Source organism: Rhodococcus sp. USK13, assembly GCF_018343855.1.
GTDB lineage: Bacteria > Actinomycetota > Actinomycetes > Mycobacteriales > Mycobacteriaceae > Rhodococcus_F > Rhodococcus_F oxybenzonivorans.
In genome coordinates this window covers 1,877,206-1,901,298 of sequence record NZ_CP069242.1, presented here as the reverse complement: position 1 = coordinate 1,901,298, position 24,093 = coordinate 1,877,206, and the positions used below count along the sequence as shown (strand labels likewise).

Annotated in this window: 21 protein-coding genes; 7 read left to right on the top strand and 14 right to left on the bottom strand. The window is 66.7% G+C overall.

Going from position 1 to position 24,093, the window contains the following annotated elements; translation table 11 throughout:
- Positions 1-3: 3 nt before the first annotated feature.
- Both JQT59_RS11615 and JQT59_RS11610 read left to right on the top strand, forming a co-directional pair.
- Positions 4-879, top strand: a complete 876-nt coding sequence (locus tag JQT59_RS11615; protein WP_213576263.1) for a LysR family transcriptional regulator — start codon at positions 4-6, stop codon at positions 877-879.
- Positions 880-883: 4 nt separating this feature from the next.
- The gene (locus JQT59_RS11610; RefSeq protein WP_213576262.1) at positions 884-1,771 is read left to right on the top strand and encodes a LysR family transcriptional regulator; all 888 of its coding nucleotides are present in this window, start codon (positions 884-886) and stop codon (positions 1,769-1,771) included.
- A gap of 4 nt (positions 1,772-1,775) precedes the next feature.
- Here JQT59_RS11610 and JQT59_RS11605 read toward each other — a convergent pair whose 3' ends face one another.
- A complete protein-coding gene (locus JQT59_RS11605) occupies positions 1,776-2,987 on the bottom strand; it encodes an acetyl-CoA C-acetyltransferase (RefSeq protein WP_213576261.1) in 1,212 nt (403 codons plus the stop codon).
- Between the two features lie 40 nt (positions 2,988-3,027).
- Entirely contained in the window at positions 3,028-3,768 is a 741-nt protein-coding gene (gene fabG / locus JQT59_RS11600; RefSeq protein WP_208960314.1) for a 3-oxoacyl-ACP reductase FabG, read from the bottom strand.
- Between the two features lie 198 nt (positions 3,769-3,966).
- On the opposite strand from fabG, the gene JQT59_RS11595 reads away from it, so the two are divergent.
- Positions 3,967-5,130 carry an acyl-CoA dehydrogenase family protein gene (locus tag JQT59_RS11595; protein ID WP_213577646.1) on the top strand — a complete coding sequence of 388 codons (1,164 nt, stop codon included), beginning with the start codon at positions 3,967-3,969 and terminating at the stop codon, positions 5,128-5,130.
- 60 nt (positions 5,131-5,190) lie between these two features.
- Here JQT59_RS11595 and JQT59_RS11590 read toward each other — a convergent pair whose 3' ends face one another.
- Genes JQT59_RS11590 through JQT59_RS11575 form a run of 4 tightly spaced genes read right to left on the bottom strand, consistent with a single transcriptional unit; the run spans position 5,191 to position 10,102 of the window.
- Positions 5,191-6,798 carry a class I adenylate-forming enzyme family protein gene (locus JQT59_RS11590; RefSeq protein WP_213577644.1) on the bottom strand — a complete coding sequence of 536 codons (1,608 nt, stop codon included), beginning with the start codon at positions 6,796-6,798 and terminating at the stop codon, positions 5,191-5,193.
- Positions 6,799-6,849: 51 nt separating this feature from the next.
- Positions 6,850-7,614, bottom strand: a complete 765-nt coding sequence (locus JQT59_RS11585) for an SDR family NAD(P)-dependent oxidoreductase (protein ID WP_109333685.1) — start codon at positions 7,612-7,614, stop codon at positions 6,850-6,852.
- Positions 7,615-7,646: 32 nt separating this feature from the next.
- Positions 7,647-8,780, bottom strand: a complete 1,134-nt coding sequence (locus JQT59_RS11580; protein WP_213576260.1) for a thiolase family protein — start codon at positions 8,778-8,780, stop codon at positions 7,647-7,649.
- Positions 8,777-10,102, bottom strand: coding sequence for an MFS transporter (locus JQT59_RS11575; protein ID WP_213576259.1), 1,326 nt, complete (start codon positions 10,100-10,102; stop codon positions 8,777-8,779). The genes JQT59_RS11580 and JQT59_RS11575 overlap by 4 nt, the downstream gene beginning before the upstream one ends.
- Positions 10,103-10,413: 311 nt before the next feature.
- Between JQT59_RS11575 and JQT59_RS11570 the strand changes: the two genes are divergently transcribed.
- From JQT59_RS11570 to JQT59_RS11560, 3 genes are read left to right on the top strand one after another with little or no spacing between them, the layout of a single operon-like run.
- A complete protein-coding gene (locus JQT59_RS11570) occupies positions 10,414-11,607 on the top strand; it encodes an acyl-CoA dehydrogenase family protein (protein ID WP_213576258.1) in 1,194 nt (397 codons plus the stop codon).
- A 16-nt stretch (positions 11,608-11,623) separates the two neighbouring features.
- A complete protein-coding gene (locus tag JQT59_RS11565; protein WP_213576257.1) occupies positions 11,624-12,781 on the top strand; it encodes an acyl-CoA dehydrogenase family protein in 1,158 nt (385 codons plus the stop codon).
- Positions 12,782-12,821: 40 nt separating this feature from the next.
- Positions 12,822-13,586: a trans-aconitate 2-methyltransferase gene (locus JQT59_RS11560; RefSeq protein WP_213576256.1), complete on the top strand. Its 765-nt coding sequence runs from the start codon at positions 12,822-12,824 to the stop codon at positions 13,584-13,586.
- A 26-nt stretch (positions 13,587-13,612) separates the two neighbouring features.
- Here the strand turns inward: JQT59_RS11560 and JQT59_RS11555 are convergent, their stop codons facing one another.
- The 6 genes from JQT59_RS11555 to JQT59_RS11530 all read right to left on the bottom strand — a co-directional run bounded on the left by JQT59_RS11555 (position 13,613) and on the right by JQT59_RS11530 (position 20,517).
- Positions 13,613-14,599, bottom strand: a complete 987-nt coding sequence (locus tag JQT59_RS11555; RefSeq protein ID WP_213576255.1) for a TAXI family TRAP transporter solute-binding subunit — start codon at positions 14,597-14,599, stop codon at positions 13,613-13,615.
- Positions 14,596-16,014, bottom strand: a complete 1,419-nt coding sequence (locus JQT59_RS11550) for a sensor histidine kinase (protein WP_213576254.1) — start codon at positions 16,012-16,014, stop codon at positions 14,596-14,598. Before JQT59_RS11550 ends, JQT59_RS11555 begins: the two co-directional genes overlap by 4 nt.
- Position 16,015: 1 nt before the next feature.
- Positions 16,016-16,675, bottom strand: a complete 660-nt coding sequence (locus JQT59_RS11545; protein ID WP_159923734.1) for a response regulator transcription factor — start codon at positions 16,673-16,675, stop codon at positions 16,016-16,018.
- Between the two features lie 16 nt (positions 16,676-16,691).
- Positions 16,692-18,059 carry an MFS transporter gene (locus JQT59_RS11540; protein WP_213576253.1) on the bottom strand — a complete coding sequence of 456 codons (1,368 nt, stop codon included), beginning with the start codon at positions 18,057-18,059 and terminating at the stop codon, positions 16,692-16,694.
- A 137-nt stretch (positions 18,060-18,196) separates the two neighbouring features.
- Entirely contained in the window at positions 18,197-19,348 is a 1,152-nt protein-coding gene (locus JQT59_RS11535; protein ID WP_213576252.1) for a CaiB/BaiF CoA transferase family protein, read from the bottom strand.
- On the bottom strand, positions 19,345-20,517 hold the full coding sequence (locus tag JQT59_RS11530; protein WP_213576251.1) for an acyl-CoA dehydrogenase family protein: 1,173 nt from the start codon (positions 20,515-20,517) through the stop codon (positions 19,345-19,347). Before JQT59_RS11530 ends, JQT59_RS11535 begins: the two co-directional genes overlap by 4 nt.
- A 149-nt stretch (positions 20,518-20,666) precedes the next feature.
- Here JQT59_RS11530 and JQT59_RS11525 point away from each other — a divergent pair, with 149 nt between their 5' ends.
- Positions 20,667-21,701 carry a LacI family DNA-binding transcriptional regulator gene (locus JQT59_RS11525; protein WP_213576250.1) on the top strand — a complete coding sequence of 345 codons (1,035 nt, stop codon included), beginning with the start codon at positions 20,667-20,669 and terminating at the stop codon, positions 21,699-21,701.
- On the opposite strand, the gene JQT59_RS11520 is transcribed toward JQT59_RS11525, so the two are convergent.
- Positions 21,702-23,225 (bottom strand): acyl-CoA synthetase, encoded by a 1,524-nt coding sequence (locus tag JQT59_RS11520; protein WP_213576249.1) that lies wholly within the window; start codon positions 23,223-23,225, stop codon positions 21,702-21,704.
- 56 nt (positions 23,226-23,281) lie between these two features.
- Complete coding sequence (locus tag JQT59_RS11515) at positions 23,282-24,064, bottom strand: enoyl-CoA hydratase (RefSeq protein WP_213576248.1); 783 nt, start codon at positions 24,062-24,064, stop codon at positions 23,282-23,284.
- Positions 24,065-24,093 lie beyond the last annotated feature (29 nt).

The following is a 24,093-nucleotide window of genomic DNA, read 5'->3' as shown; positions in this document are numbered from 1 at the left end:
CGGGTGGACCTGCATCTCGTCACCTATTTCGTCGCGGTAGTCGATCACGGCGGAATCACCAGGGCGGCGCAGTCCCTGTACATTTCCCAACCGTCGCTGTCGCAGGCCATTCGCACTCTCGAACGTCGCCTCGGAGTAACCCTGTTCGATCGCACGGGCCGACGGCTCGAGCTGACCGAGGCGGGCCGGACACTGGACGTGGCGGCGCGGCGCATCCTCACCGATGTCGAACGGGCGAAAGCGAAGGTGGCGGCGGTCCGTGAACTCGAATCCGGCCGGGTCGACGTGGTCACGTACTCGGCGTTCTCGATCGACCCGATCGTCGGACTGGTCCGCCGATTCCGCCGGCAGTATCCGCGGATCACGGTCCGCATCATCGACAGCGACGGCCCTACCGGCGTCCTCGGGGCGTTGCGACGCGGTGAGGCGGAGCTCGGGGTGATCGACCTGTCCGTGGATCACAGCGCTCTGCTGTCGGTCCCGATCGGCGAGCAGGAGCTGGTGCTTGCCGTGCCCGACCAGCTCGCAGCCGCCCTTCCCGACCCCGTACCCCGCTCTGCCCTGCGCCAGGTCCCGTTGATTCAGGATCTGGGTGACAAGAGTGACGCGGCGCTGATTTTCGAACTTCTCGGGGAAAACACGGACAACGTCGTCGTCGACTGCTCGCATCCGAGCGCCACCTGGGACCTGGTCCAGCGCGGGGCGGGCGCGACCGTCCTTCCCCGTGTCGTCGCCGAACAGGAACTGCGCGGTGTGACGATCCGGTCGTTGTCACCGCGGTTGACCCGTCCCGTCGGCCTGGTGCAGCGCTCCGGACCGAGTTCGCCGGCGGCCGCAGCGTTCGTCGCGAGCGCACACGACACGTCGGCAAGGGGCTGAGCACATGGAGTTACGTCAGGTCGAGTACTTCCTCGCCGTCGTCGAGCACGAGGGCATAGGCGGTGCCGCCGCATCGCTGGGCGTCGCCCAGCCGACCATCTCCCAAGCATTGCGGGGTCTCGAGCGGGAACTGGGCGTTCAACTGTTCCATCGCATCGGCCGGGGCATGGTTCTCAGCGCCGCCGGACGAAGCATGGTGGGCCCGAGCCGCCAGATCCTGCGCGACGTCACCGCCGTCGAGGATCTACTGGCCACCGCCGACGGAGAACTCGCCGGCCGCCTCGACATGATGGCGTTTCCCGCCCTGGTCCTCGGCCCGCTCGTCGACCTGGTCGCCGAGTTCCGGCGGGCCTACCCGAAAGTGGCGGTGCGGTTCGGTGAGCTGAAATCCGAAGCACAGGCCGCCTCCCTGATCGAGGACGGGCACTGCGAGTTCGTCGTCGCACATCTGCCCCTCGACGAAGACGGCCTCGACGTGGTGGAGCTGGGTGAGCAGGAGTACTGGCTCGTGTATCCCGCCGACACCGAGGTCCCGGACGGACCGGTCCCGCTGTCCGCACTTCCCAAGGTACCCATGGTGTTCGTGCCCCGCGGTCACTCCCTCGCCGACGAAATCGAAGAAGCGATTCGTCACGCAGGGGCACGGCCGCCCCTGGCCGTGTTGTCCGATCACCGGGAGGCGCGGCTTCCCTTGGTACTGGCCGGAATCGGCGGCACCCTGGTGGAGAGGTCGATCGCGGAGTCAGCCCGCGACCGCGCGATCGTGCGCGAAGTGGAACCGAGATTCGCCCGGAGATTCGGGATCGCCTTCGATCCGGAAACGCTGTCGCCCGTGGGACGCGCGTTCGTCGAACTCATCCGCGCGCGTGCCACCGGCCCACAGAGCGATTAGCCTTCTACGCCACTCGTTCGAACACTGCGGCCAGGCCCTGCCCACCACCGATGCACATCGTCTCGAGCCCGTACCGCGCGTCACGGCGATCGAGCTCCCGTGCCAGGCTCGCCAGCATCCGTACCCCCGTGGCACCGACAGGATGACCGACGGAGATTCCGGAACCGTGGACATTGGTGCGATCCAGATCCGCGGCGCCGAAATCCCATTCGCGCATCACGGCCAGCGCTTGCGCCGCGAACGCCTCGTTGAGTTCGATCAGGTCGATGTCGGAGAGGGTGAGCCCGGCCTTGCGCAGCGCGACCTCGGTGGCCGGGACCGGGCCGATGCCCATGATTTTCGGTGCGACACCGGCCGCGCCCCAGGACACCATGCGCACGAGCGGACGCAGACCGAGCCGTTCCGCGGTCTGCATCGTGGTGACGAGACACATTGCTGCAGCGTCATTCTGGCCGCTGGCGTTGCCCGCGGTGACAGTGGATTCCGGATCGGTGTTGCCCAGAATCGGTTTCAGGGCAGCCAGCGATTCGAGTGAGATGTCGGGACGAGGATGCTCGTCGGTGTCGATCACCTGCTCACCGGCGCGGCTGCGCACGGTGACCGGCACAATTTCTTCGGCGAGGATGCCGTTCTTCTGCGCCGTGACGGCTCTGGTGTGCGAAGACACCGCGAGCTCGTCCTGCTCGGTGCGTGAGATGCCGTATTCGCGACGGAGGTTCTCTGCCGTCTCGATCATGCCCCCGGGAACCGGGTAGAAGCGGCCGCCCGCGGTGGACCGGGCGCGCACGAGACTGTCGTGCATCTGCACACCGGATCGTGCTCCACCCCAACGTATATCGGTGGAATAGAAGGACGCGTTGCTCATCGACTCGGTGCCCCCGGCTACCACGAGCTCGTTGTCACCGGCCGCCACTTGCATTGCCGCCTGGATGACGGCCTGCAGACCGGATCCGCATCTGCGGTCGATGTGCATGCCGGGCACGGTGATCGGCAGCCCCGCATCCAGGGCTACCACACGGCCGATCGCAGGCGCCTCACTGTTCGCGTTGCAGTGGCCGAGGACGACGTCTTCGATGTCGGACGGCTCGACGCCTGTGCGGTCGAGCAGTCCTTTCAGGGCAGCGACACCGAGATCGACGGCGGTGAGGGACTGGAACATGCCGCCGTACCGTCCGATGGGAGTGCGGACGGGTTCGCAGATGACGACTTCACGCATGATGGCCTTTCGGGGAAATGTCGGGAGGGTTCGGTGCGCGTCACATGAAGCGTCCACCGGTGACTTCGAGGACCGTGCCGGTCATGTACGACGAGAGGTCGGAGGCGAGGAACAGGGCAACGTTCGCTACCTCGCCGGCCTCGCCCGCACGCCCCATCGGGATTTCGCTCATCTTCTGGTCCCACGCCTTCTGCGGCATGGCCTCGGTCATGGCCGACCTGATGAGTCCCGGCGCGATCGCATTGACCCGGACACCGTGATGGGCCAGCTCCTTGGCCGCAGCTTTGCTGAGCCCGACGATGCCCGCCTTGGCCGCCGAGTAGTTCGTCTGCCCCACCATGCCGACCTTGCCGGACAGCGAGGAGATGTTGACGATGGCGCCGCGCTTGGCCTCCCGCATGATGGCGGCCGCCTTGCGGGTCCCGTTCCAGGTGCCCTTCAGGTGCACGTCGATGACCAGGTCGAAGTCGTTTTCGGTCATGGTGCGCATGGTCGCGTCGCGGGTGATCCCGGCGTTGTTGACCATCACGTCGAGCGAGCCGAAGCGTTGGACCGCTGCGCCCAGCATCTCGTCGACCTGCTCGGCGTGCACAACGTTGCATCGGACGGCGTGGGCGACGTCCGCGCCACCGAGCTTGTCGGCCGCTGCCGTGGCGGCGTCGAGGTCGAGGTCACCGATCACCACGCGGGCGCCGGCCTCGACGAAGGTCCGGGCAATTTCGAAGCCGATACCCTGGGCGCCTCCGGTGACGACGGCGGTGCGATTGGCGAGCAGTTCCATGGAAGTCCTTTCGACATGACGAGTGCCCTCCCGCCACTCGGGGGTTTCCGGCACCAGCCGAATATATCGGCGCAGAACCCTCCTGGACGGGTCGGAATCATCGGGATCTCCTATGGCGGCGTGGTCCGATTCGTATTGGACATGCGGCGACTACCATCCGACAGTGACTTCATGACAACTTTGCAGGCCGGTGATTCCATGACCACATCTCAGGTCGGCGACGACGATTTTCAGGACATCCTCGCCCAGACGCGCAGTTTCGTTCGCTCCGCTGTGGTTCCCCGCGAGCAGGAGATCATGGAGGCCGACGCGATCCCCGACGACATTCGCGAGGCCGCCAAAGCGATGGGACTGTTCGGGTACGCGATCCCACAGGAGTGGGGCGGACTCGGCTTGGACCTGACGCAGGATGTGGAACTGGCGATGGAGTTCGGTTACACGTCGCTGTCCCTGCGCTCGATGTTCGGTACGAACAACGGCATCGCGGGGCAGGTGCTGGTGGCGTTCGGCACGGACGAGCAGAAAACAACGTGGCTCGAGCGCATCGCGTCGGGCGAGGTGGTGGCGTCGTTCGCGCTCACCGAACCGGGCGCAGGCTCGGATCCCGCGGGACTGCGCACCAAAGCGACGCGGACCGGAGACGGCTGGATCATCAACGGCGAGAAGCGATTCATCACCAATGCGCCACTCGCGGACCTGTTCGTCGTGTTCGCCCGCACCCGCCCCGCAGACGCGGACGGCACCGGCATCGCCGTGTTCCTCGTTCCCGCCGACGCCGACGGAGTGCAGGTAGGCGCTAAGGACCGCAAGATGGGCCAGGAAGGTGCCTGGACCGCGGACGTGCATTTCACCGATGTGCGCGTGCCTGACTCCGCTCTCGTCGGGGGAAGCGAGGACGTCGGCTACCGTGCCGCGATGACGTCACTGGCGCGCGGCCGGGTGCACATCGCCGCGCTGTCGGTGGGTGCGGCCCAGCGCGCACTCGACGAGTCGGTGGCATACGCCGCCACCGCTACCCAGGGCGGCAGCGCGATCGGCGACTTTCAGCTGGTGCAGGCCATGATCGCCGATCAGCAGACCGGTGTGATGGCGGGGCGGGCACTCGTCCGGGACGCCGCCCGGGCGTGGGTGTCCGGTGAGGACCGGCGCATCGCGCCGTCGGTCGCCAAGCTTTTCTGCACGGAAATGGTGGGTAAGGTCGCCGACCTGGCGGTGCAGATCCACGGTGGCACCGGGTACATGCGGGACGTCCCCGTCGAACGCATATACCGTGACGTCCGTCTCCTGCGCCTCTACGAGGGCACCAGCGAGATCCAGCGGCTCATCATCGGACGAGGCCTGGTCAAGCGCGCGCAACACTGAAGGAATAGCAACCGGCCCCCACCGCTGAGAGCGTTGGGGGCCGGTAGCTTTCGTGGTTCTCTAGGTAGCTGCGACCTCGAGCAACTTCCGCAGAGTCGTCTTGAGAATCTTTCCCGCCGCCGACGTCGGCAACTGTTCCACCACCACCACGTCACGCACCTTCTTGTACGGCAGCACCCGCTCGGCCACGAACGCCGACACCGCATCCGGATCGACCGCCGCCCCCGGCATCGGGACGACGAACGCCACCGGCTCCTGACCGACGCTGCCGGCCTCTCTGCCGACGACGGCAGCGGAGGAGACGTCCGGGTGGGAGACCAAAATCTCCTCGAGCTCACGCGGATACACGTTGTAGCCCTTGTAGATCAGCATGTCCTTGGTGCGGTCGCAGATGAACAGGTAACCGTCCTCGTCGACGTACGCGATGTCACCGGTATCGAGCCAGCCGTCGACGTATTGCTGAGCGGTGATCTCGGGCAGATTCAGGTAACCGTCGGTGACCTGCGGGCCGCGGACCCACAGCTTGCCGCGGGTGTGGGCGTCGAATACGGCCCCGGAATCGTCGGCTGCACGGATCTGCACTTCGGTGTCGAACACCGGCAGACCCACACTCCCGAGTTTGTATGCGTCGGCTCCGGTCAGCGGCGCGGACGCGACGAGACAGGTGCCTTCGGTCAACCCGTACCCTTCGACCACTTTCGCCGAGGGGAACGCGCGGCCGAGTGCCTCGAGTGTGACGTGGTCGATCGGGGCCGCACCGGAGGAGACGACGCGCACCGAATCGGTGTTGCGGGTCGCCGCGTCGGGATGAGTGGCGACCGCATGCCACATTGCCGGGCTTCCCGTGATGTAGGTGGCACGGTGCTGCTCGATCAGTTCCAGCATCCTGCCGGGTTCGAACCGGCCGGCGAACACCTGAGTCGCCCCGCAGAGCAGCAGGAACGACATGTTGATCAGGGCGTGGGCATGGAACAGCGGCGACACGACGACCGTCGCCCCTACCCCGGGTTCCACACCGCGATCCCCCAGTTCCTCGAGAGGTCGCAACTCGATCCCACCGTCAGCGGTGGCACACACCGCATGTCCCGCTCGCCAGGCGACCATCTGGATCACGTTGGCGAGGACGTTGCGGTGCAGTACCCGAACACCTTTCGACAGGCCGGTGGTGCCGCCCGTGTAGGCGAGGTGGGCCACGTCGTCTCCGGTCACCGTCGAAGGGAACGGTGCGGCGACGTACCCGCGGACGAACTCGTCGAATCCGAGCTGTCCGCGACCTTGCCCGGCGGGCAGTCCCGCCACCACGATCGTGCGGACGGTGGTGCCGTCGGCAGCCGCGATGAGGTTGTCCAGTTGCCCGGGCTGGGTCACGGCCGCGACCGCACCCGTTTCCACAATCTGTGTGCGGAGTCCCGGCACGGGTTGCAGCGGGTTGACCAGGGTGACGGTTGCGCCGGCCCGCAGGGCGCCGTAGTACGCGACCACGAACTCGATGCAGTTGCCGAGGTGCAGGAGCACCACGTCACGTTCGGTCACGCCCGCGTCCCGCAACGCGGACGCGAATGCACCCGATCGCTGGTCGAGTTCACGGTAGGTGCACACCGTGTCGCCGTCGACCACCGCGGCCCGGTCTCCGTACAGGGCCGCCATGCTGGGCGGAAAGGCCGCCATGGTCAGTTCCGGGTAGTGCAGTACCGGCTTGTTCACGTGGGTCCTCACTGGTCAGCGGGGTGCCATGCGGATGGCACCGTCGAGGCGGATGGTCTCACCGTTGAGGTAGCCGTTCTCGAGGATCGAGCAGGCGAGTTGCCCGAACTCACTGGGCTTGCCCAGCCGCGACGGGCTGGGTACGGATTTCTCGAGTGACGCCCGCACGTCTTCGCGCAGGCGCGCGAGGAGCGGGGTGTCCATGATTCCCGGGGCGATGGTGCACACCCGGATGTTTCGGCTGGCCAGATCCCGCGCCGCCGTGACGGTCATTCCGACGATTCCGGCCTTCGACGCCGTGTAGTTGATCTGGCCGATCTGACCTTCGAATGCCGCCACGGAGGCAGTCAGCACGATCGCGCCGCGTTCGCCGTCGATCTCGTCGTGGCGGGCGATTCGTTCCGCTCCCAACCGCAGAGCGTTGAACGAGCCGACGAGGTTGAGGCGAATCACGAACTCGAAATCCTCGAGTGAGCCGGCCTTGCCGTCGTTGTCCAGGATCCGCATTCGTCGTCCCGCGCCGGCGCAGTGCACGATGCCGCGCAGTCCACCTCGTTCGTCGGCGACGTCGAGGGCCGCGGCGAATTGTTCGGGGTCGGTGATGTCGGCCGCGGCGAATTGCGCTGCGCTGCCGAGTTCTTTCGCCGCCGCCGCACCCTCGGAGTGGGGAAGGTCGATGAGCGTCACCTGAGCCCCGGCGTCCACCAGTCGGCGGGCGGTGGCGAGTCCGAGTCCCGACGCGCCGCCGGTCACCGCGGTGGAGATGCCTTTGAGTTCCATTGCCTGTGGGGTCCCTTCGGAAAAGTGGTGGTTCAGAGAAGTTCGAGAATGGTGGCGTTGGCGAGTCCGCCTGCCTCACACATGGTCTGGAGGCCGTATCGGATGCCGTTGTCGCGCATGTGATGGACCAGCCGGGTCATCAGGATCGCTCCCGATCCACCGAGCGGGTGCCCGACGGCGATGGCGCCGCCGACCGGGTTCAGCCGGTCCATGACGGCACCGGTCTCCGCCTGCCAGGCCAGCGGAACCGGAGCGAAGGCCTCGTTGACCTCGAACGCGCCGATGTCCTCGATGGTCAGTCCTGCCCGCGAGAGGGCTTTGTCCGTGGCTGCGATGGGACCGGTGAGCATGATGACGGGGTCGTCACCGACCACCGCGCTGGTGTGTATCCGGGCCATCGGACGCAGTCCAAGCTGCGCAGCCTTGTCGCTCGTGGTGATCAACAACGCCCCCGCGCCGTCGGAAATCTGCGACGAGTTGCCCGCGTGGATCACGCCGTCGTCCTTGAACACGGTCTTCAGTTTCGCGAGGGACTCGAGCGAACCACCGCGGCGGATTCCCTCATCTCCCTCGAGCACGCCGGGTATCGGTGCGAGTTGCCCGTCGAAGGCGCCGCGGTCAGCGGCACGCGCCGCGAGTTCGTGAGAGCGGAGGGCGTATTCGTCGAGCACCCGACGAGTCAATCCCCATTTCGCTGCCACCATTTCTGCGCCGGTGCCCTGGCTGAAGCCGTCGACGCCGTACCGGTCGAGAACGGTTGCCGGGAAGTGCTCGCCGTTCTTGCTGGCACTGCCCATCGGAACGCGGCTCATCGATTCGACACCGCCGGCGACGACGATGTCCTCGTGGCCGGCGATTACGGTAGCGGCGGCGAAGCTCACCGCCTGCTGGCTCGATCCACACGCCCGGGTGAGCGTGGTGCCGGGCACCCTCTCGGGCCAGCCGGCGGCGAGCACCGCGGTCCGGGCGACGTTGCCCGCCTGCTCGCCTGCCTGGCTGACGCAACCCCAGATGACGTCGCCGACCTCGTCCGGGGAAAGACCGGTACGGGCAACGAGGGCTTCGAGCACGTGGGCCGACACATCGGCCGGATGAATATCCGAAAGGGACCCTCCGCGCCGGCCGATAGGTGTGCGGACTGCGTCGATAATTACTGCATCATTCATCGCGTGCTCCTCACACTGTCGCCTCGAACCAATTTCTTGTCGCGTTCAGGGTTGGCCAGGATCAACGCGAGGACGGCGCATACCGCGGCGACCAGACCGAGCGCTTGGAACGCGGTCGCGTAGCCCGCGGCCGGCGAACTGGCGGCGTCGACGATCAAGCCGGTCGCATACGGGGCGACGAGGCCGCCGACCGCCATGATCGCGAGGAACACCCCGAGCGTGCCGGCCGTCTGACGCGGCGGGCAGATCTCGGAGATCGCGGAGTTGAGCAGCGGGAACACCGAGGCGGCGAAACCGTACCCGACCGACACGACGAGCACGGCCAGGGCGGGGGTGTCGATGGACGGCAGGGCAAGAAGGATCGCTCCGCAGATGAGCACCCCGACGGCCGGGACGATGATCCGCACGATCCGGGACGTCGAGCCGCGCACCAGGAGGCGGTCGCCGATCACGGAGGTGAGGAGCATCAGGATCAGCCCCGCGATGCTCGGGAAGGCGAACATCGATCCGGCCTGCAGGCGGCTGTAGCCGAGGCCGACCTCGAAGTAGGAGGGCAGCCAGGTGAGCACCACTGCGACCAGTGCGTACACGCTCATGACGAGGAGGGCGCCGCTGATGAACGTGCGTGTCCGGAAGATACGACTCCACGGTACGGCGGGCTCACCGGCGTCACCGTCGGGAGCGGTGGTCGCGCTCTTGCCGCTGCGAATGTAGGGACCCTCGGACCACGCGGTCAGCCAGACGGCACACCAGACGACTCCGATCACCGACAGCGCGATCAGGGCGTAGCGCCAGCCGAACGTGACGGTGACGAATGCGAGTGCCGGAGCAACAGCGATCTTCGCGATGGATGCCGCGCCGGCCAGCAGCGCGCTGGGCAGTCCGCGTTTTGCGGGCGCGTGCCAGGAGTACGCCCCGGTGTGCAGCAGCGCCGAGCTCGGGCCCTCGGCGAGGCCGAGGAGTAGTCGGCTGCCGAGTAGCACCACGAAGCTTGCGGCGACGACGAGCGGCAGCATGGCCACCGACCAGGCCAGCGCGAGTAGCACGAGCGCCCACCGCAGGGACATCCATCGGTTGAGCACGCCTGCGAAGAATCCGCCGATCGTGAAGGTCAGGAAGAACAAGCTCCCGACCAGACCGATCTGGGAGGAGCTCAGTCCCAGCTCCTGGGCGAGCGGTTGAGCGATGATGCCGAGTACGGCCTTGTCGGCATAGTTGACGACGTAGAGCAACACGAGGAGGGCGGTCAAGCCCCACGCACGGCGGCGGGACTCGGAGCCGATGTCGACGGGTGCGTCGAGGGTGGCGGTGGAGTGGGTCACCTGGTGATCCCTTCGGAGAATGGGTGGTGCAGGTCACAGCGTCAAGCCCATTCAACGGATGCGGGCCCACCCGATCAATACGCACTCGGCGAACGCACCGGCTGCCACTACCTATGGGTCAGGGCCGCCGCAGGTCACAAGGGAGATGCAAGAAGCATTGGAGTGCGCTATCCGACCGATAGCCGAAGGCCTCTAGCCGCTCCACGGGAAGTCGGGCAAGCTGAAATCCGACCTCGCGGCTCCCGAGGCGCTCGTCCGCGCCCCGGTTCCGCACTCCCCTGCTCGGTACAACTCGTACTCGGAGGACCCCTATGAGCCGCCTCGCCCAGACTCTCGGCCTCACCGAGTTCCAGACCGAGATCATCGACACCGTGCGAACCTTCGTCGATCGCGACGTCATCCCCGTCGCACAGGAACTCGAGCATTCCGACACCTACCCGCAGGCCATCGTCGACAAGATGCGCGACATGGGCCTGTTCGGGCTGATGATCCCGGAGGAGTACGGCGGCCTCGGCGAATCCCTCCTCACCTATGCCCTGTGCGTCGAGGAACTCGCGCGGGGCTGGATGAGCGTCTCCGGGGTGATCAACACTCACTTCATCGTCGCCTACATGCTGCGTCAGCACGGCACCGATGCCCAGAAGGAGCATTACCTTCCCCGGATGGCGACGGGTGAGGTTCGCGGGGCCTTCTCGATGTCCGAGCCGGAACTCGGCTCCGACGTAGCCGCCATCCGCACCAAGGCCAAGCTCGGCGCCGACGGAAACTACGTCATCAACGGCCAGAAGATGTGGCTGACCAACGGTGGCAGCTCCACCCTCGTCGCCGCCCTGGTTCGTACTGAGGAAGGTGCCGCCAAGAAGCACGACAATCTGACCGCGTTCCTCATCGAGAAGCCCGCCGGATTCGGTGAGGTCGTCCCGGGCATCACCATCCCCGGGAAGATCGACAAAATGGGGTACAAGGGCATCGACACCACCGAGCTCCTGTTCGACAACTACACCGCCGCGGCCGATGACATCCTCGGTGGCACACCGGGTCGAGGCTTCTTCCAGATGATGGACGGGATCGAGGTCGGACGGGTCAACGTGTCCGCGCGCGCGTGCGGTGTGGCGATCCGCGCGTTCGAGTTGGCGGCCCGATATGCGCAGCAGCGCAGTACGTTCGGTAAGCCGATCGCGCAGCATCAGGCGATCGCGTTCAGCCTCGCCGAGATGGCGACGAAGGTCGAAGCGGCGCACCTGATGATGGTCAATGCCGCACGACTGAAGGACTCCGGCGAGCGCAACGACGTGGCCGCCGGCATGGCCAAGTACCTCACCAGCGAGTATTGCTCGGAGGTCACCCAGGCCAGCTTCCGTATCCACGGCGGTTACGGTTACTCGAAGGAGTACGAGATCGAGCGGCTCATGCGTGAGGCACCGTTCCTGCTCATCGGCGAAGGCACCAGCGAGATTCAGAAGACGATCATCAGCAAGGGCGTACTGCGTAGTTACGCACTGTAAATCGAAGGAGAGATCCGTGCAGCGTACGGTGTTCAACGAAGATCACGAGGCGTTCCGGAAGACGATCCGCGACTTCATCGCCAAGGAAGTGGCTCCCGTCCACCATGATTGGGAGGTACAGGGACATCCCCCGCGTGATTTCTATCGTCGGCTCGGCGAGCTCGGGGTGCTGGGGATCCAGGTGCCGGAGGAGTACGGCGGGGGCGGCGAGAAGAGTTTCAAGTTCTCCGCGGTGGTCGGTGAGGAGACGGCGGCGGCCGGTGTCACGTTCGGCAGCTTCTCGGTGCACACCAATCTGATCCTGCCGTACCTGCTCGAATACGCGAACGATGAGCAGAAGCAGCGCTGGCTCCCGGGATTCGCTTCGGGCGACATCATGTTCGCCATCGCAATGACCGAACCCGGCACCGGTTCCGATCTCGCCAACATCGCGACTTCGGCCAAGCTGTCCGGGGACGGCAGCCATTACGTGTTAAATGGCGCCAAGACGTTCATCACCGGCGGCGCGCTCGCCGACCGCATTCTCGTGGTGTGCCGCACCGCTCCCAGCACGCAAGAGAACCGCCGGGCGGGGCTGTCCATTCTCGTCGTCGACACCGCCGCCGAGGGTTTCGCGGTGGGCCGTAAGATCGAGAAGATCGGCCTCAGGGCGTCCGATACCGCCGAGTTGTCGTTCACGGACGTCAAGGTTCCGGTCGAGGATCGGCTCGGTGAGGAGGGTGCCGGATTCAGCTACCTCACCCACAACCTGGCGCAGGAGCGGCTGACCATCGCGCTCGGCGCGTCGGCCACCGCCGCGGCCGCGTTGCAACACGCCCTCGCCTACGTCAAGGAACGCAACGTCTTCGGAAAACCGGTGGCAGCATTCCAAAACACCAAATTCGTGCTCGCCGAGTGCGCCACCGAGGTCGAAGCAATCCAGCTGATGGCCGATCGCGCACTCGAACTCCACGACGCCGGTGAACTGTCCGTGCCCGACGCGGCGAAGGTCAAACTTTTCTGCACCGAGGCCGCGGGCCGGGTGATCGACAAGTGCCTGCAGCTGCACGGCGGATACGGCTACGTCCTCGAGTACCCCATCGCGCGCCTGTACGCCGACACCCGGGTGTCCCGCATCTACGGCGGCACCAGCGAAGTCATGAAGACGATCATCGCCAAGGATCTGGGCCTCTGACCAACAGTATGGGCGTACTGTTCCGGGCGAGGAGGACTACATGTGGGATCCGAACAAGTACCTCGCCTTCGCGGACCATCGCGGGCGCCCATTCTACGAATTGCTGTCCCGAGTCGACGCGCGGTCACCGCGCCGCGTCGTCGACCTCGGCTGCGGCCCGGGAAACCTGACCGTCAGCCTCGCCGAACGATGGCCAGACGCCGTCCTCGAGGCCTCCGACAGCTCACCCGAGATGGTCGAGGCCGCGCGTGAACGCGGCCTCGACGCCAGCAGGCAGGACGTGCGCGACTGGACGCCGAAGCCCGACACCGACGTCGTCGTCTCCAACGCCGCCCTGCAGTGGGTGCCCGAACACCGGCAGCTGCTGCGTCGCTGGGCGACCCAACTGACGTCGGGGGCGTGGATCGCAGTGCAGGTTCCCGGCAACTTCGACGCGCCCTCGCATACCGTCGTCCGAGACCTCGCGTCGAGCGGCCGATGGTCCCGGTTGCTGCCGGACGCGCCGTTCCGGGAAAACAAGGTCGTCGACGATCCCACCGACTACGCCTGTTTACTCGCCGACGCCGGGTGCACCGTCGACGCCTGGGAGACCACGTACGTGCAACAGCTGACCGGGGAGAACCCGGTTCTGGAGTGGATCACCGGCACTGCGCTCCGCCCGGTCAAGGACGCCCTCGCGGCGCCGGAGTGGGACCGCTTCCGCGACGAGCTCGTCCCGCTGCTCGACGCGGCGTACCCTCGGCAACCGGACGGCAGCACGTTCTTCCCGTTCCGGCGCATCTTCGTCGTCGCCCAGGTGCAGTGATCGACCAGGTGCAGTGATCGACCGGCTCAGCCGTGATGTCTCCGGTACGCCGCGGCGGCACCAGGGTGCAACGGCACTCCGGCGGTGACGATCAGCGACTGCCGATCGAGGAACTGGCTGCCCGTCGCCTGTTCCGGCACCAGTTCCGCGGCATGGTCGATCAACACTTCCACGAGTGCACCGGCAGCGTTGTCGGTCACCGTGGGGCCGGCGAGGAGAAGGTTGGCCAAACCGATTGTCGCGACCGGTGTCTCACTTCCGTACGTGCCCGGCGGAATGAGCACGGACTCGTAGCGGGGGCCGAACCGTTGTCGCAGCAACTCTAGTTCTGCGGACAGATCGAGGAGTCGCAGCGCGATACCCAGGTTCGCAAACGATGGTGTGGGCACTCCGCCTGCCCACAGGACGGCGTCGACGCTGCCGTCGCGCAGAGCGTGGCCCGCGTCCGTCATCGACAGGTGCAGGCGCGTGACGTCGCCGGGACGGCCGAGGCCCAGCACCTCGAGAATCCGCTCAGCGGTGAGTTCGGCACCTGATCCTCGCGCTCCCAAACTTATTCGCGCTCCGGCAAGTTGGGACGTGTTCTCGATCCCGGAATCGGCGCGCACCGCGAGCTGCATGTAGTTCTCGTACACCCTGCCGATGGCGGTGAAATCGGCGACGGCATCTCTGGCCGACACCGCGGCAGTGTCCATGGCCGTCACCGCGGCAGTGTCCATGGCCGTCACCGCGGCGTCGGCGAGGCTCAGGGCGAGCTCTGCTTCCCCGGACCCCAGCGCCGCGAGGTTGTCGACGGACCCGGCAGTCCGCAGCGGGACGATCGTCACACCCAGGTCGGCACGTGCCGCGGCAGCAGCGGTCAGCTGTGCGAACTCCCAGAAGAATCCACCTTCCTCACCGGCGGCGAGTCGCAGCTGTTCACGGCTGCCACCGGAACAGGCGACGCCCGAGCCGGCCACCGCGGCCACTGCGGTGGCGGCGAGACCGCGGAACAGTTCGCGCCGGGAAATCACATCGCCTCCCCGGTACCGTCGGGCGATTCCGGCAGCGTCACGGTTACCTCGAGACCGTGCGGCTGCGCGGACGCCACCGTGAGGGAACCACCACCGTTGTCAGCGAGAGCGGTGGCGATGGACAACCCCAGCCCGGTGCCCGGCCCGCCGGATCCGGACCCGCGAAAGAAGCGCGAGCACAACTTGTCGACCTCGTCTTCGGACACCCCGACGCCGTCATCGCTCACCCGGATACGGATGCCGGACTCCGTCTTCCGCGTGTCGATCCGCACCGTCGACCCGGAACCCGCGTAGGTGTGCGCGTTGCTGAGCAGCACGTCGAGGATCTGAGCGAGCTGGCTGGACCGGAAGTCGGCGAACAGGGGTTCGTCGGGACCGTCCGATGTCGCGACCATCCCCGACTCCGCCAGTGCCTCCGCCCACGCGTCGAGCCGGTCGGCGACCACTGCGCCGACGTCGCAGCCGCCGTGCGAAGTCTCGGCGGGTGACTCGGCGACTGCCAATGCCAGCAGTCCGTCGAGGATTCCGCCGAGGCGGTCCACTTCCATACTCGTCCGGCGATAGGTTTCCGCCCCCGCCTCGCGGATGTGCGGGGCGAGCGAATCCAGTCGGATATGCAATGCCGCCAGGGGGTTCCGAAGTTGATGCGCGGTATCGGCGATGAGTCGGCGCTGCGCGTGGGCGGAAGCCTGAACCGCACCCGCCATGGTGTCGAAGGCCCGGGCGAGTTCCTGCACCTCCGGCGGTCCGGTGTAGCGGCCCCCCGAGTTGGCGGCAGCGCGACGGGTCCACGGCTTCGGCGACGGGACGGCGTCCGCGAGGGCACCGACGCGGGCGGTCAGTGCGCCGAGTGGACGAACGGTCCAGCGCGACAGCGCGATGGCCACAGCGGTCACCGCCACCAACGCCGCGAGCGCCCCGGCGGTGATCACCAGCCACGACGTCCGGATCGACTCGCGCGCCGCTCGGGTGGACACCTCGAGGACGACGGCGCCGTCGACCTGCGCTCCGGTGCCGACGGGGACGGCCGAGAGGACACGGTCCGCCGACCACGGTGCCAGCGAACCGCCGATGCCCTGCTTCTGATTTCGGAGTCCGGCCGTGATCGCCTCGCCCACGCCCGGGTCGGCCGGCGACAGCCCCGCTCCGGCGCGGACACCACCCCGAGCGTCCACGATGAGAACTCCCTCGCCGTACAACTCGTGGTAGCGCGCCACCTCCTCCCGCAACAACGCAGCGCTGCCGGTGGCCTGCGTCTGTCCGGCGAGGCTGGCGAAATGTGTCGCATCCGCTTCCCGGCTCAACCGGAGGGCCTGCGTTCTCCCGGCACCGGTGGCCAGAGCGAGGGGAACCGCGAACGCCACCACCGCGAGGGTCGCGAACACCAGCAGGACGGCGAGGACCCGTCGCCGCACGTCAGGTACCCCAGCGGTAACCGTACCCGCGGATAGTCGAAATGAGACCCGGCCGAGCAAGTTTCGCTCGCAGTCCGGTCATGTGCACGTCCAGGGTGCGTGAGATCGCCACATAGGCGTCGCCCCACACGGCGTCCATCAGCTGCTGGCGGCTCACGGCGGCGCCGGGCCGGGTGACGAGCACCTCGAGAAGCTCGAACTCTTTGGTCGTCAGCGCGATCGGTTCGCCTGCGACCTCCACTTCGCGTGCCGCCAGGTCGACCACTACGTCGCCTTCGGTGATTTGCTGCGAGGCCGGTCGTTCTGCGGCTCGGCGGCGCTGGGTCACCACGTCGAGCCTGGCCAGCAACTCCGCGAGACGCGCCGGCTTGACGAGGTAGTCGTCAGCCCCGCCGCGCAACCCGCGGACCACCGAACGCTCGTCGTCGCGGGCGGTGAGGATGACGACCGGAACGTCGCTGACGGCCCGCAGCTGCCGAAGCACCTGCAGGCCGTCCGCATCGGGGAGACCGAGATCGAGGATCACCGCGTCCATACCGCGATGGCCGAGGAGGAGGTCGGAGCCGCGTCGCATGCGCACCGTGTCGTGGCCGTGGTTCGCCAGCGCCTCCACGAGTGCGTCGCCGACTCCGTCGTCGTCCTCGACCACCGCGATCTGCACTGTCCGTTCCCTTCGATCAGCCCCGCGAGTCGACCAGCTCGACATCGTCGTCCGGGCTGTCGGCCCGGCTGCTCGCCCGGTCGAGCGGCGAGCCTTCCGACGTCTCCCGCATGAAGACGTAGACGACGAGCGAGATCGCGATGCATCCGGTCACATAGTAGAAGAAGAGCGATTCGTGACCGGCCCGTTTCAGGGCGAGGGCGACGGTCTCGACCGTGCCGCCGAAAATCGCCAGCGTGAGGGCGTACGGCAGTCCGACTCCGAGCGCGCGGACCTTGGTCGGGAACAGCTCGGTCTTTACAATCGCGTTGACCGACGTGTATCCGGTGACGACGGTGAGACCCAGCATCATCAGCCCGAAGGCAACCAGCGGATTCGACGTGTTTCCCAGCACGGTCATGAGCGGGACCGTCAGCAGGGTTCCACCGACACCGAAGAAGATGAGCAGCTTGCGGCGGCCGATGCGGTCCGACAGGGCTCCGCCGAGCGGCTGCAACACGATGAAGACCAACAGGGCCGCAAAGTTGATCCATGCGACCGTGTCCTTGGAGATGCCGGAGGTGTTGATCATGAACTTCTGCATGTACGTGGTGTACGTGTAGAACGCCACACACCCACCGAGTGTGAGGGCACACACCAGCAGGCACTCGCGTGGATACTGCAGCAGCATCCGGAGCGAACCTTCCTTCGGCCCGTCGTCCGGGGTGTCTGTGTCACGCTTCGACTCCACCTCGTCGGTGAAAGCCTCGGACTCGTCCATCGTGCGACGCAGCCACATCACCGCGACGGCACCTGCCGCACCGATGACGAACGGAATTCGCCAGCCCCACGACTGCATGGCCTCGGCAGGCAACAGCAGTTGCAGGACGATCTGCACACCCAGCGCGAACAGCTGTCCGGCGACGAGGGTGACGTACTGGAAGCTCGAATAGAACCCGCGCCGACCCGGTGAGGCGACCTCGGCGAGGTAGGTTGCGCTGGTGGCGTATTCACCGCCGACCGACAATCCCTGGAGCATGCGGGCGAGCACGAGGAGCACCGGAGCCACCAGTCCGACGCTGTCGTACGACGGCGTGAGTGCGATGACGAGCGAGCCCGCCGCCATCACGGTCACCGACAAGGTGAGCGCCGAGCGGCGGCCGTGCCGGTCGGCGTACCGCCCCATGACCCAGCCGCCGATCGGCCGCATCAGGAATCCGACTGCGAAAACAGCTGCTGTCGAGAGCAACTGGGCCGTGGTGTCGCCCTCGGGGAAGAACTCCTTCGCGAAGTACACACTGAACGCCGCGTAGACGTACCAGTCATACCACTCGATCAGATTACCGACCGAACCTTTCAAGACGTTGCCGATCACTCGGCGCTCACCAGTCTGTGTGGTGCTCACGCGGACTCCTTCCGATGTCCTGAATCTCTCCGTTCCCACCACAGTGGGGCAGGTCACAGACATTCGGAAGGGTCCGCGGGGGTTCCTAACACTCTCTTAGGAAAGTCCCCCTGTGAGTACTTCTTAACCACGAGGGGTTAAGAAGTACTCACAGGGGTGTCCTCTCCCAGCAGCGGCGGCGCGCTGCGGTACCTCGCCGGAGTGGCACTGAGCCGGATCGGGTTCGCCACCTGTCGTACCGGTGTGTCCCGGCGTGGATCGTCGATCTCGACCACCGGATTCAGGCCGAGCCGCTCGGCCAGCGCGACCGCATCGGCGATGTCGTTGAGCGGCCCGCACGGGACACCCTGCGCGGTCAGCTTCTCGAACCATTCATCCGCAGATCCTGCGGACAGCGCCTCGGTGAGGTCCCGGACCAGTTCTTCGCGGTGCGCCACCCGTTGCGTGTTGGTGGCGTACCGCTCGCCGTCGGCGAGGTGCGGAACTCCGAGAACCTTTATCAGAGAGGTGAATTGGCGGTTGTTGCCCACCGCGAGCACGAGCGGGCGGTCTCCGGTGTCGAATACCTCGTACGGCGCGATGCTGGGATGCCGGGTGCCCATGGCCTGCGGAACGACACCCGCGCCCACATACCCGGACGTCTGGTTCACGAGGGCGGACAGCAACGACGACAGCAGGTTCACCTCGACCCGCTGTCCCTCGCCGGTCCGGTCACGGTGACGCAACGCAGCCAGGATCCCGACCGCGGCGTGCAGCCCGGTGATGACGTCGACGACGGCCACCCCAACCTTGGTCGGGACGCCGGGTTCGGGACCGGTGATGCTCATCAACCCGCCGACTGCCTGGATGAGCAGGTCGTAGCCGGGCAGGTTGTTGTGCCCACCGAACCCCGTCACCGAGCAGTAGACGACGTCGGGATTGGAATCCCGCACCGCGTCGTAGCCGAGGCCGAGGCGGTCCATCGTGCCGGGCAGGAAGTTCTCCACCACGACATCCGCTCGGGCGACGAGTTCCCGCGCCTGTTGCAGGTCGGTGGGGTTGCGCAAGTCCCACGCGACGGACTGCTTGTTGCGGTTCACCGATTGAAAGTAGGTCGACTCCTCACCCACCCACGGCGGCCCCCACTGCCGGGTGTCGTCCCCGACGCCGGCGCGCTCGACCTTCACCACCTCGGCGCCGAGATCGGCGAGAAGCATCGTGGCGTACGGTCCGGCCAGCACCCGGCCGAAATCGGCGATCAGCAGACCGTCCAGCGAAGCACGCCGACCCGACTCGAGCGACCCGCTCACCTGAACGCGGCCTCGCCCGTCAACGCCTTCCCGATGGTGAGTTGGTGCACCTCGGACGTACCCTCGTAGGTGAGTACGGACTCGAGGTTGTTGGCATGCCGAATGACGGGGTACTCCAACGTGATTCCATTGGCACCGAGAATGGTGCGGCATTCGCGGGCGATGGCGATGGCCTCGCGGACGTTGTTCAGCTTGCCGGTGCTCACCTGTTCGGGCCGGACCTCGCCGCGGTCCTTGAGACGTCCGAGATGGTAAGCGAGCAGGTGCCCCTTGCCGACCTCGAGCGCCATGTCCGCGATCTTCACCTGAGTGATCTGATAGGCGGCCAACGACTTGTCGAACACCTGACGGTCCTGGGCGTAGGAGATGGCGGTCTCGAGGCAGTCGCGGGCGGCACCCATCGCACCGAAGATGATGCCGAATCGGGCCTCGTTGAGGCAGCCGAGCGGACCGGACAGCCCCTTGGCCTCCGGCAGCATTGCGGAAGCGGGCAGCCGGACATCCTCGAGCACGAGTTCCGAGGTGACGGACGCCCGCAGCGACATCTTGTGCTTGATCTCCGGCGCCGAGAAGCCGGGGGTATCGGTGGGCACGACGAATCCGCGAATGCCGTCGTCGGTGCGCGCCCACACGACCGCGACGTCCGCGACGGACCCGTTGGTGATCCACATCTTCGTGCCGTTGAGAATCCAGTCCTCACCGTCCCGCTTGGCATTGGTGCGCATGCCTGCGGGGTTGGAACCGAAGTCGGGCTCGGTGAGGCCGAAGCAACCGATCGCCTGGCCGGCGGCCATGCGGGGCAGCCACTCCTGCTTCTGGTCCTCGCTGCCGTAGTGGTGAATCGCGTACATCGCCAGCGAGCCCTGCACCGATACCAGGCTCCGGATTCCGGAGTCGACGGCCTCGAGTTCGAGGCAGGCCAGACCGTAGGCGGTGGCGCTCATACCGGCGCAGCCGTACCCCTCGAGGTGCATACCCAGCACGCCGAGCTCACCGAGGCCTTCCGCCAGCTCGCGCACCGGCAGCGCCCCGGCCTCGAACCACTCCCCGATGTGGGGGCGGATGCGCTCGTCGGCGAAGCGGCGCACGGTGTCGCGGATCGCGATCTCCTCGGTGTCGAGGAGGGAGTCGAGAGCGAAGAGCTGGGACAGGGACTGCGGGTCGGACATGGTTCCTCCACGGGGCCGGTGGGGCTGGTGTGCAAACGTTCGCGAGAACGATTGCACAAACGATTTCGTCACGTAGACTAGGGCGCGTTCCCGCTTGCCGTCAACCACGCGGCAGGCCGTACCCCCACCCCCGAGCGCGAGGATTGCCTGTGAACTTGCCGGACCGCCCGACACGCACCTCCGGGCGTCCGCCGACCCTGCGAGAGATCGCGGAACGCGCCGGGGTCCACGTATCGACGGCGTCCCGCGTGCTCAGGCAGCCCGAACCCGCGGACGGCTGGTCGGAGGCCGCGCTACGGGTCCGCGAGGTGGCGGTCGAACTCGGCTACCAGCCGAATTTGTGGGCCGCCAGCCTGCGGACGCGCAAGACCACCACCCTCGGTGTCGTCATGCCGCGACTCACCGACGGCGTGGTCGCGACCATGTTCCAGGGCATCGAGGAGACCGCTACGGCCGCAGGATATTCGGTGCTGTTGTCCAGCCCGCCGGACGATCTCGATGCCCAGCGCAAAGCCATCGAGTTCCTCGTCAGCAGGCAGGTGGACGGGCTGCTGCTCAGCAGCCTGCACAGCCCCGGACAGGAGTTCGTCGAATCGCTGTCGGTGGGTGCTCTGCCGATGCTCCAACTCAACCGGCATGCCGACGTCGGCCTGCCGTTCGTGGCCGGTGACGACCACCGGGGCGGATACCTCGCCGGCCGGCACCTCCTCGATCGGGGTTTCACCGACGTCGCCGTCATCGCGGGGCCCGAACACGCCAGCACCTCCCGCGGCCGGGTGGCAGGGTTCCGCGACGCGCTGGCCGAAGACGGGATCACACTGCCCGCGAACCGCCTCGTCCGCTCGGACTTCGACGTGTCGGGTGGCGTCGAAGCCGCCGGCATCCTACTCGACCGCGACGCACGTCCCGACGCGATTTTCACCGTCAGCGACACCATCGCCATCGGTGTTCTGGGTGTCGCCCGCGACCTCGGTCTGCGCATACCGGACGACCTCGCACTGGTCGGCTACAACGACATTCCGGTGGTCGCCCAGCTACCGGTGCCGCTGACGACGGTGCGATCACCGGCCCGTCTCATCGGGGCGACAGGCGTGCGTCACCTGCTGTCGCTGATCGCCGGTCACGACGTGGAGTCGGTGCAACTTCCCGTCGAACTCGTCGAGAGGGCGTCGACCAGGCGGTGATCAGAGTGCCGCTCTCAGTTCCCTTTTGAGCAACTTGCCGCTTTGATTGCGAGGCAGTTCGTCGACGAAGACCACCTGCTTCGGCACCTTGAACGGCGCGATGCGCTCCTTGACGTGCGCGATGAGCCCGTCGGGTGTCACTCCGGCAGCGTTCTCCCGCAGCACCACCACCGCGGTGATCGCCTCGATCCATTTGTCGTCCGGCGTCCCGATGACGGCCACCTCCGCCACGTCCGGATGCGTGTAGACGGCGTCCTCGACCTCCCGTGAGGCCACGAGAATGCCGCCGGTGTTGATGACATCCTTGATGCGGTCGACCACGGTGATATAGCCGTCCGCGTCGCGCGTGACCAGGTCACCCGAGTGAAACCAGCCGTCGCGGAACGCCTCCGCGGTGGCGTCGGGGTTGTCCCAGTACCCCAGGCACAGCTGGGGTGAACGGTAGAGCACCTCACCGGGGGTGCCGTCCGGGACGTCGTTGCCGTCCGGATCCACCACCCGCGTCTCGACGAAGAACACCGCCTTGCCACACGACGACGGCCGATCCTCATGTTCCTCCGGTTGCAGCACCGTGGCCAGCGGACCGATCTCGGACTGCCCGAAACAGTTGTAGAAGCCGAGGTCGGGGTAGCGTTCACGCAGCCTGTTCAGCACCGTCACCGGCATGATCGACGCGCCGTACTGCGCCTTCTTCAGCGAGGACAGGTCGCGTGTCTCGAGATCCGGATGTCCGGCGAGCGGCACCCACACCGTCGGGGCGAGAAACAGCGATCCGATGCGATCGGCCTCGATTCGCCGCAGAATCTCCGGGATGTCCGGAGCCTGCATGAGATTCACCGAAGCTCCCACCGACAGGTAGGGCAACATGAAGACGTGCATGCCCGCCGAGTGATAGAGCGGCATGCAGATCAACGGATTGTCGCGGTCGTTCAGCGCGAGCGCGATCACGGAAGACACGTACTCGCACACGAGGCCACCATGAGTCATCATGGCGCCCTTCGGCTTCGATGTCGTGCCCGACGTGTACAGCAATTGGGCCAGGTCGGTAGAGGCGACCGGCTCCGCGAGGACGGGTACGTCACCGGAACTGCTGTGGGACAGCAAGGAACCCTCGGCGTCGCGCAGGGGTACGACGTGGCGCAGGTCGAGCCCATCGCGGACGGAGTCGAGTGTTCCTGCCAGCGCCGGGTCCACTAGTGCCGCACTGCTGCCGGACTGCGTCACCAGGTAGGTCAGCTCGTCACCCTTCAGTGCGTAGTTGACGGGTACGTGCACCAGACCGGCACGCGAACAGGCGAGAAACCCGATGACGTAGGCATCCGAATTGGTGCCGTACGCGGCGACGCGGTCCCCCGTCCGAAGCCCGAGGGACCGCAGGTACGCGGCGGCCCTGCTCACCGCGTCGTCGAGTTCGCGGTACGTCCATGTGCGCTCCTCGAAGAGCAGAGCCGTTCGGTCGGGGAACTTGGCCGCCGAGCGGCGGAGCACTCCGTCGACGGTGTCGGTACGCGGATCCAGACTCATGCCCGAAGGTTATAGGACGTCCAACTATGCCGCCAGAGGTTTCACCATGCCGACGCCTACTTCCCCTGCCACTGCGGCGCCCGCTTCTCCACGAACGCCTGCATGCCTTCCTGCGCGTCACACGTGACGGCATTGGCCGCCATCGTGTCGGCCATGGCCTCGTACGCCTGATTCTGCGGCAATTCGATCTGCCGGTAGAAGGCCTGCTTGCCGATTTTCACCGTCAGTGGACTGGCCTGCGTGATCTTCCGGGCGAGGGCAGTGGTCTCGTCCGCGAGCTTCGCGGCGGGGACAACGATGTTGACCAACCCCCAGTCGGCGGCCGTCGCCGCGTCGATCGTGTCGCCGGTGAGAAGCATTTGCAGCGCCCGCTTCCGCCCGATCGTGCGGCTGAGCGCCACCATCGGAGTCGAGCAGAACAGTCCGATCTTCACACCCGGAGTCCCGAACACAGCATCCGACGACGCCACCACGAGGTCGCACGACGCGGCCAGCTGACAGCCCGCCGCGACAGCGGCGCCCTGCACCGACGCGATCACCGGCTGCGGAATGTCCTGAACCGTCTGCATCATTTCCACGCAGGTGTCGAAAATCGCCTGCTCGTCCTCGAGGGTGCGACCGATCATCTCCTTCAGATCGTGCCCCGCGGAGAAGACCGGTCCTTCAGCCCTGATGACGACGACACGGGTGGTGTCGTCGCCGCCCAGTTTCCGAAGCGCTGCGGTGACCTCCCGCATCGCCTCGGACGACAGCGGATTGCGCTGTTCGGGCCGATTCAGGGTGAGGAACGCGACGCCGTTGTCCGGCTCGACGGTGGTGTCCACGAAGTTCTGGGTCATGCCTACTGCCTACCACCTGTGAGCACTTG

What these genes read in the sequence shown, in the direction of transcription:
- JQT59_RS11530 (WP_213576251.1), bottom strand. Translation starts at nt 20,517, where the DNA reads ATGTCCGACCCGCAGTCCCTGTCCCAGCTCTTCGCTCTCGACTCCCTC.
- JQT59_RS11605 (WP_213576261.1), bottom strand. Translation starts at nt 2,987, where the DNA reads ATGCGTGAAGTCGTCATCTGCGAACCCGTCCGCACTCCCATCGGACGG.
- JQT59_RS11590 (WP_213577644.1), bottom strand. Translation starts at nt 6,798, where the DNA reads ATGGCGGCCTTTCCGCCCAGCATGGCGGCCCTGTACGGAGACCGGGCC.
- fabG (WP_208960314.1), bottom strand. Translation starts at nt 3,768, where the DNA reads ATGGAACTGCTCGCCAATCGCACCGCCGTCGTCACCGGAGGCGCCCAG.
- JQT59_RS11570 (WP_213576258.1), top strand. Translation starts at nt 10,414, where the DNA reads ATGAGCCGCCTCGCCCAGACTCTCGGCCTCACCGAGTTCCAGACCGAG.
- JQT59_RS11610 (WP_213576262.1), top strand. Translation starts at nt 884, where the DNA reads ATGGAGTTACGTCAGGTCGAGTACTTCCTCGCCGTCGTCGAGCACGAG.
- JQT59_RS11560 (WP_213576256.1), top strand. Translation starts at nt 12,822, where the DNA reads ATGTGGGATCCGAACAAGTACCTCGCCTTCGCGGACCATCGCGGGCGC.
- JQT59_RS11595 (WP_213577646.1), top strand. Translation starts at nt 3,967, where the DNA reads ATGACCACATCTCAGGTCGGCGACGACGATTTTCAGGACATCCTCGCC.
- JQT59_RS11520 (WP_213576249.1), bottom strand. Translation starts at nt 23,225, where the DNA reads ATGAGTCTGGATCCGCGTACCGACACCGTCGACGGAGTGCTCCGCCGC.
- JQT59_RS11580 (WP_213576260.1), bottom strand. Translation starts at nt 8,780, where the DNA reads ATGAATGATGCAGTAATTATCGACGCAGTCCGCACACCTATCGGCCGG.
- JQT59_RS11515 (WP_213576248.1), bottom strand. Translation starts at nt 24,064, where the DNA reads ATGACCCAGAACTTCGTGGACACCACCGTCGAGCCGGACAACGGCGTC.
- JQT59_RS11585 (WP_109333685.1), bottom strand. Translation starts at nt 7,614, where the DNA reads ATGGAACTCAAAGGCATCTCCACCGCGGTGACCGGCGGCGCGTCGGGA.